A 7,177-nucleotide genomic window follows, 5' to 3' on the forward strand; every position below is an offset into this window, starting at 1 on the left:
GAGTCGTACTTCCCGACGAGTCGCCCGCGATGGAGCCGCATCGGCTCGCCGTGCTGGCCGCCGAGGCGGAGCGGCTGGGCTACCGCGGGGCGTGGCTGCCGGATCACCTGCTCCCACCGGGCCGGTACGGCCAGGACCGCTACGGCGGGGTGTACGAGCCGCTGGTGTCGCTGTCCTACCTCGCGGCGCACACGAGCACGATCAGGCTCGGCACCTCCGTGCTGGTGCTCCCGATGCGCAACCCGTTCGTGGTGGCCAAGCAGGCGGCGACGCTGGACCGGATCTCCGGCGAACGGCTCACCCTCGGTGTCGGGATCGGGTGGGACAGAACGGAATTCGCCGCCGTGGGCGCCGACTTCCACACCCGGGGCGCACGCACCGACGAGGCGATCAGGCTGCTGCGCCACCTCTTCCACGGCGAGGGCCCGTTCCACGGCGAGTTCTACGGTTATGACGACGGAGTCTTCGAGCCGCGTCCGCGACGGCACCTCCCGATCATGGTCGGCGGGACGAGCGACGCCGCCCTGCGCCGCGCCGCACGGCTCGCCGACGAGTGGCAGGCCGTCGGGCTGGAGCCGCGGGAGTTCGCCGAGCGCCTTGCGCGCCTGCGCGAGTCGTCGGATCGCGATGTCCGGGCGACCGCGCGAATCGCCTGGCACGGCGGACGCGCCGAGTTCCAGCGCGCGGTCGACCAGGCACACGGGTTCGCCGACGCCGGCGCGGCCGCGCTCGCGGTGTGGTTCACCCCCGCCGAGGGCTTCGAGGAACGGATGGCCGAGTTCGCCGCGCAGTTCGGCTAGCGCCGCAGCCGTACCGGCAACTCGTCCAGGCCGTGGAACGTGGTGGAGTCGCGCCAGGCGGGTTCCCGGGTCAGCCGTAGGTCCGGGAAGGCGGCGAACAACCGGCTGATCGCCTCCTCCGTCTCGGTGCGCGCGAGCGCCCAGCCGAGGCAGAAGTGCGGGCCGGCGCCGAAGGCCAGGTGCCCGGTGTCGGTCCGGCCGATGTCGAACGCGTCCGGCCCGGCGAACCGCGCCGGATCCCGGTTGGCCGCCGCGAGTCGCACGAAAACCTGTTGTCCCGCAACGATTTTCGTGCCAGCCACGGTCTGGTCGACCAGCGCGGTGCGGCCGACCAGCTTCACCGACCCGTCCAGCCGCAGCACCTCCTCGACGCAGGTGCCGATCAGCTCCGGCTCGCGCCGCAGCCGGGCAGACTGCATCGGGTGCCGCAGCAGCGTGAGCACGGCATTGCCGATCAGGTTCGCGGTCGTCTCCTGCCCGGCGATCAGCAGCATCAGCACCGTGGCGAGCACGTCCTCGGTGTCCAGCCGCTCGCCGTCCACCTCGGCGGTGAGCAGCGCGCTGATCAGGTCGCCACCCGGGGCACGGCGGCGGTCCTCGATCAGCGGCAGCAGGAACATCGAGCACGTCATGGCCGAGCCGGCTGCCTCGGCGACCCGCTCCTCGGACGCGCCCACCTCGAGCAGCCCGATCAGCCGCGGTGTCTCGTCGAAGATCAGTTGAGCGCCGTCCACGCCGACGTCGAGCAGCTCGGTGATCGTCGCGATCGCCAGCGGGTAGGCGAAGTCGTCCACCAGCTCCGCTTCGTCCACATCGGACAGTCCGGCCACGGCGGCGTCCACGATCGCGGCGATCCGATCACGTATCGACTCGATCCGCCGCGCGCCGAACGCCGGCGCGACGAGCCGCCGAATCCTGGTGTGACCCGGCGGATCCATGAACACGACCATCCTGGTCAGCAGCTCCGGCACCGCGTCCGGCCCGCCGAACTGGGCCAGAAACTCGACGTTGTTGCGCAGGTCCGAGCTCCACCCGCCGCCGCGCAGCACCTCGTTCGCCGCGTCGTGGCCGACCACCACGAACGCGTCCAGCGTCTCGTCGAAGAACACCGGCCCGTCGATCACCGTGGTCATCGCGGACCTCCCGCCGGGATGGCGCCCCAGAACTCGATCTCGGCGTGGCCCAACTCGGTGGCCGGCGGCGCGACGCCGTCGTACTCGTCCACGATCGAGCGCCAGTACCCGGTCGCGCCGAGCCGGCACAGGATCGCGGTCAGGCCGGCGTCGGTGCGCAGGAAGAACGTGAAGTCCGGCGGCAGGTCGATCCGCCGGAGCACCTCCGCGTGCGTGCCGAACGGCGACATCACCTGGCGCGTCGCCTCCATGCCGAACTCCGGCGTGTAGGTGAACGGCTGCTCCCCGGTCGACGGGCGCCACAGCACGTCCAACCAGTCGGCGAGCTGTTCGGGCGACGGCGCGCGCCCGCCGGTGGTGAACCCGAGCGCGGTCGCCTCGTGCCACAGCCGCACCGGATCGCCCTCGTTGCCGGCGCGCTCCATCGCCTGCAGCCCGAGCACCTGCTCGGCGGAAAACCGTTTCACACAGCCAAAATCGAGGAAGGTGACCGTGCCGTCGGGGTGGAAGAGATAGTTGCCGGGGTGCGGGTCGGCGTTGGCCGCGCGCAGGCGGCGCATGCTGCCCCAGACGAACCGGTAGATCACCTCGCCCCAACGATCGCGCAGTTCCTTGTCCTGCTCGGCCGCCTCGGCCCAGCGCATGCCGTCGACGTACTCCATGGTGAGCACGCGCGCGGTGGACAGCTCGGAGATCACCTCGGGAATCCTGATGAACGGGTGGCCGCGGTACGCGTCGGCGAACTCGATCTGGTTGGCCGCCTCGGTGCGGTAGTCGATCTCCTCGCCGATCCGCGCGGACACCTCCTCGGCGAGCGCCCGCGTGTCGATCTTGGGCATGTCCGGCATGACGGACGCGCCGAGCCGCAGGAAGGTGCCGAGCAGCTCGACGTTGGCGAGGTCCGCGCGGATCGCCTCGTCCACGCCCGGGTACTGGACCTTCACCGCGACCACGCGCCCGTCGTGCAGCGTCGCGCGGTGCACCTGACCGATCGAGGCGGCGGCGAACGGGACGGCGTCGAACTCGGCGAAGATCTCCTCCGGCGGGGCGCCCAACTCGGCGCGCACGACCTCGGCCGCCTCCTCCGGCGCCATCGGCGGCGCGTCCGACTGCAGCCGGGCCAATGCCGTGGAGTACACCGATGCCGTCGCACCGTCGCTGGGTGCGAAGAAGGACAGAATCTGCCCCGCCTTCATCAACACACCCCTGGACCGCCCCAGCACGGCGGCATACCGATCGGCCGCACGCTCGTGCACCGCGGCCGTGTTGTCCACACCACGAATCCGCCGCTGCAGTGACGCGACGACCGCGTCCCCCGCCGTGCGCCCGGTCAACGCGACCAGTGGAGCGACCCGCTTGACCCTGCCGACGGGTATCGAGCGTCGTTGCGCCACAACCGTCTCCCCTCACTTGGCAATTGGCCCACCTAAGTGTTTACTTAGGACCATGCCGGAGTCAACCCCCACCCGCGATCGCATCGTCGACGCCGCCGTGAAGCTCTTCGCCGAACGCGGTTTCCGAGGCACGAGCATCACCGCGATCGAGGCCGAGGCTGGCCTCACCCCAGGGGCCGGCGGCATCTACCACCACTTCAAGTCCAAGCAGGACTTGTTGCGCGCCGGCGTCGAACGGCAGTTGTCCAGACTCGACGCCCTGCGCGACATGCGTTGGCTCATCACGGATCTGGGCGATCTCCGCGCGGAATTGACGATCGGCGCGCGCTACATCCTGTCCGAATTGGACAGTGAAGCGGAGCTGCTGCGCATCCTCGCCTCCGAAGCGCGCACCGGCCAGGAACTGCTCATCTCCGCCGTCGAGAAGATCGTCTCCAACAGCTACACCGAACTCGCCACCTGGATGCGCTCCCGCTCGGACGTGACACTCACCGACGCGCAAGCCAACGCCATCGCCGCCCTGGCAATGGGTTCGCTGCTGTCATCCCGCGTCACCGCCACCGTCCTCGGCGGCCCCGCGTTCCCCGTGTCCGACGAGCACCTGATCGCCACCTGGGTCCACGGCACCCTGCAACTCCTCCAAAACCCGCCGACGCTGCCATGACGCACACTTACGAGCGGTCAGGTACCCGGTCACCCCCCCCCAGACACCACTCGCACCCAGGTCACCGCCTAGAAACACCGTTCCAAACTCACCCACGCCCGTCCGTGCCACCACTACAGCGGAACCGCTCGCAAACCCGCCCGTTCCCCCAGGTCAGGCGGTACAGTTTCACCAGGACCCTGACAACCGGTTCCCCCAACCGGTCCCCATTGCGGCTCCGCGTGGAAGAAGAGCGTTCGGCGTAAGGACTTCGACTGACAACCGGTTCTCGGACCGGTCCTCATTGCGGCACGACCAGCTCATAGCCGGCTACGAGGTCGCCGGAGATCTGACAACCGGTTCCCGAACCGGTCCCCATTGCGGCGGGGACCGCCAAGGCGGGCCGGTCAAGATCTGCCTACCGGCTCTCACCGGTCACCTAGACCGGTCCCCATTGCGGCAGCCGCAGCAGGTCAATGTCGCCGTCTCACCCTGGCGATTCCTCGCCAGCTCCATTGCGGCCCGCTGTTCGCGATGAACAACTTCCTGCCGGAGTTCTGCCTTCGGCCAAACCGGCTGGACTCCATTGCGGTGCCTCACCGCGCGCCAACGCGAAGGCCGTGTCCGTGCTGACGCTGGCCAATCCCGCCACCCTCCATCGCGGCGACCTGGACGCGATCACGATCGATCGAGCCCGCACCTGCCCTTCAGCTCAGTCAGCCAGACTCTATTGCGGCCCCCAGATGTAGATGCCGTCCGCAGTGCACAGGAGCCACTGCCTCCGGCTAACCGGCCGGATCCCATTGCGGCGTGTGCGGCTATCACGACATCGACCTGCGCGACGCCACCGCTGCCTCCGGCCCCATCCGGCCGGACCCCATTGCGGTGAGCACTGTCCGGTGTCCGAGGTGATGTGCAGCAGGTCTCTCTCACCGGTCGCTCCGACCGGTCCCCATTGCGGTACCTCGCCGCCGATGTTCTTGAGGTTCGCGTTGCAGCCCTCTCACCGGTTGCTCCGACCGGTCCCCATTGCGGTCGCTCTGACCAGCGCCGAAGCTAGATTCAGTCACGTTGCTCTCACCGGTCGCTCCGACCGGTCCCGTTGCGGCCTCGAATTCGACTTCGGCCCCGAGGACTTCGGCAAACTCCACTCACCGGTCATCTCGACCGACCCCATTGCGGCCGGCGTCTGCGCCCCACGCCGAGGTGATGCGGCTGCCTCTCACTAGCCAGCCCCATTTGCGCGCCACGAGGCTGGCGTGCACGCGGACACCCTCAGTGCCGCTCGCACTGATCACTTCTACGCCGGTGCGCTCGCGGTGCCGGTGGGGCCAGATTCTGTGAAACGCGCACGTGGAGCGGCTGGGGTGGCTAACGTGCTCGACCATGGCTCGGTTCTCGCGACGTGCGCAGATCTGTGGAGTGGCGCTGGCCGCGGCCGGCGTGCTGGCCACGGTGGTGTCCGCTCAGGCGGCACCCTCGGCCGCTCCGGACGCCGTGTTCACGCTGTACATGGCACCCGGCGGTTCCGACGGCAATGACGGGCGCACTCCGGCGAAACCGATCGCCTCGCTGGCTCGCGCGCAACAGATCCTGTTGGGCACCAACCCGTCCAGCGATGTCGAGGTGCGCATTCGCAACGGCGTGTACGACTCGCCGCCACTCGGCTCGTGGACCTTCTACGTCCCCGGCAAGACGGTGAGTTTCCTCCCCGAGGACTATCAGCCGGGCGACACCATCGACGACATCGCCGGCCGGTCGACGTTCCGCAATCCCAAGGGCGCTGACGGGAAACACAAGAACGGCGCCTGGCTCACCGCCCGACTCGGCGGGTCGCTCCCGAACGGTGGCACCAGCGGCTTGCGGTTCACCTACCTCCAGGTCGAGAACTACTCCGACGGCCTCGGCCTGATGGGCCTGGAGTACGGCAAGGACACCGACGGCGGAAATCCTCCGTATTTCAAGCGCACGTCCGAGGGTCTGAACGGCAACCAGCTCATGGGCATGCGGTTCCGGCAGATCGGCACGAAGTGGACCGGCGACAACCGGGACAGCGGATACGGCGCGATCGTGCTCACCAACTCGTCGGACAACCGGATCACCAATTCGCACTTCGAGAACATCGAGAACGCCGGAGATCGCGCCGGCATGATCCACGGCGGGTACGTGACGCATTTCAGCAACCAGAACGTCTTCGCCAAGAACAGGTACGTCGACATCAGCGGCGAGCCGGCGAAGGTGCGCGACCGCAGTTCGCTGAACTCGTTCGAATACAGCACCTTCATCCGAACCGGCCCTGACCAGTACTACCGCGACGATGTGTGCGACCAGTACTGCTACGAGAAGTACAAGGCGCGCGCGAAAGAGTGCGCTGGCCACCACAACCGGTTCATCGAGAACACGCTCGAATCGGTGTACGGCGGCGGAAAGCACACGCGCGTGTGGATGATGTGGCCCTGGAAGCCCACCCCCGAAGAAGCGCTGCGCTACGCGGGCGATCCCGACCGCTGCAAGCTCCCCGCCGGTGAGACCCGCCTCCGAACCTGGGGCAACAAGGGCTGACCGCCGCCGCGCCCACTGCGAGCGGTCCGGTGCAGCCTCAAACCCCAGGGACCGCTCGCACGCAGGTCAGCCCCCGAAACCGCGCCCTTCCGAGCCGCCAACCGAGCCCCGCACGACCCTCTTCACCGAACCGCTCGCAACCGCGCCCGTTTCCGCAGGTCAACCGGTATACTTCTCGCGAGCCCTCTCACCGGTCCCCATTGCGGCACCAACTCTTTGACAGCTGGGAGGAGGTCGCCAAGCGCAACCCGGAGGCGAGCTCTCACCGGTCCCCATTGCGGCACCAACTCTTTGACCCCATCCAGCGTGTTCGGTAGTATGGGGTGTCTCCGTACTCTCACCGGTCCCCATTGCGGCACCAACTCTTTGACGACGGCGCCGCGTTCGCCTGCTCCGTCCTGACCTACCGGCTCTCACCGGTCCCCATTGCGGCACCAACTCTTTGACGGCGCGGAACCGGTAGAAGTACTCCGTGCCCGCCTCGAGCCTCTCACCGGTCCCCATTGCGGCACCAACTCTTTGACCACTGACGGCGCACCCTTGGTGAACTCTCACCGGCCGAAAACGCCGGTCCCCATTGCGGCAATTTCTTCTGCTCCGGTGTCTTTTTCGGCGTGCCGGTCTCTCACCGGCCGAAAACGCCGG

General features: G+C 68.4%; 5 protein-coding genes and 1 CRISPR repeat array. Of the genes, 3 read left to right on the forward strand and 2 right to left on the reverse strand.

What is annotated here, in order from left to right:
• The first annotated feature begins 29 nt into the window (after window positions 1-29).
• On the forward strand, window positions 30-800 hold the full coding sequence (locus tag EV193_RS02895; RefSeq protein ID WP_130342350.1) for a TIGR03619 family F420-dependent LLM class oxidoreductase: 771 nt from the start codon (window positions 30-32) through the stop codon (window positions 798-800).
• Here the strand turns inward: EV193_RS02895 and EV193_RS02900 are convergent.
• Entirely contained in the window at window positions 797-1,933 is a 1,137-nt protein-coding gene (locus tag EV193_RS02900; RefSeq protein WP_130342351.1) for a cytochrome P450, read from the reverse strand. The genes EV193_RS02895 and EV193_RS02900 overlap by 4 nt on opposite strands.
• Window positions 1,930-3,327, reverse strand: coding sequence for an ABC1 kinase family protein (locus EV193_RS02905; RefSeq protein WP_130342352.1), 1,398 nt, complete (start codon window positions 3,325-3,327; stop codon window positions 1,930-1,932). Before EV193_RS02905 ends, EV193_RS02900 begins: the two co-directional genes overlap by 4 nt.
• A gap of 52 nt (window positions 3,328-3,379) precedes the next feature.
• On the opposite strand from EV193_RS02905, the gene EV193_RS02910 reads away from it, so the two are divergent.
• Together EV193_RS02910 and EV193_RS02915 are read left to right on the forward strand one after the other, a co-directional pair.
• A complete protein-coding gene (locus tag EV193_RS02910) occupies window positions 3,380-3,991 on the forward strand; it encodes a TetR/AcrR family transcriptional regulator (RefSeq protein ID WP_130342353.1) in 612 nt (203 codons plus the stop codon).
• Window positions 3,992-5,356: 1,365 nt separating this feature from the next.
• Window positions 5,357-6,532, forward strand: coding sequence for a hypothetical protein (locus tag EV193_RS02915; protein WP_130342354.1), 1,176 nt, complete (start codon window positions 5,357-5,359; stop codon window positions 6,530-6,532).
• A gap of 184 nt (window positions 6,533-6,716) precedes the next feature.
• Window positions 6,717-7,056: a CRISPR direct-repeat array (repeat unit 37 nt; unit sequence CTCTCACCGGTCCCCATTGCGGCACCAACTCTTTGAC).
• Window positions 7,057-7,177 lie beyond the last annotated feature (121 nt).

Origin of the sequence: Herbihabitans rhizosphaerae (assembly GCF_004216555.1) — a bacterium.
Lineage (GTDB): Bacteria > Actinomycetota > Actinomycetes > Mycobacteriales > Pseudonocardiaceae > Herbihabitans > Herbihabitans rhizosphaerae.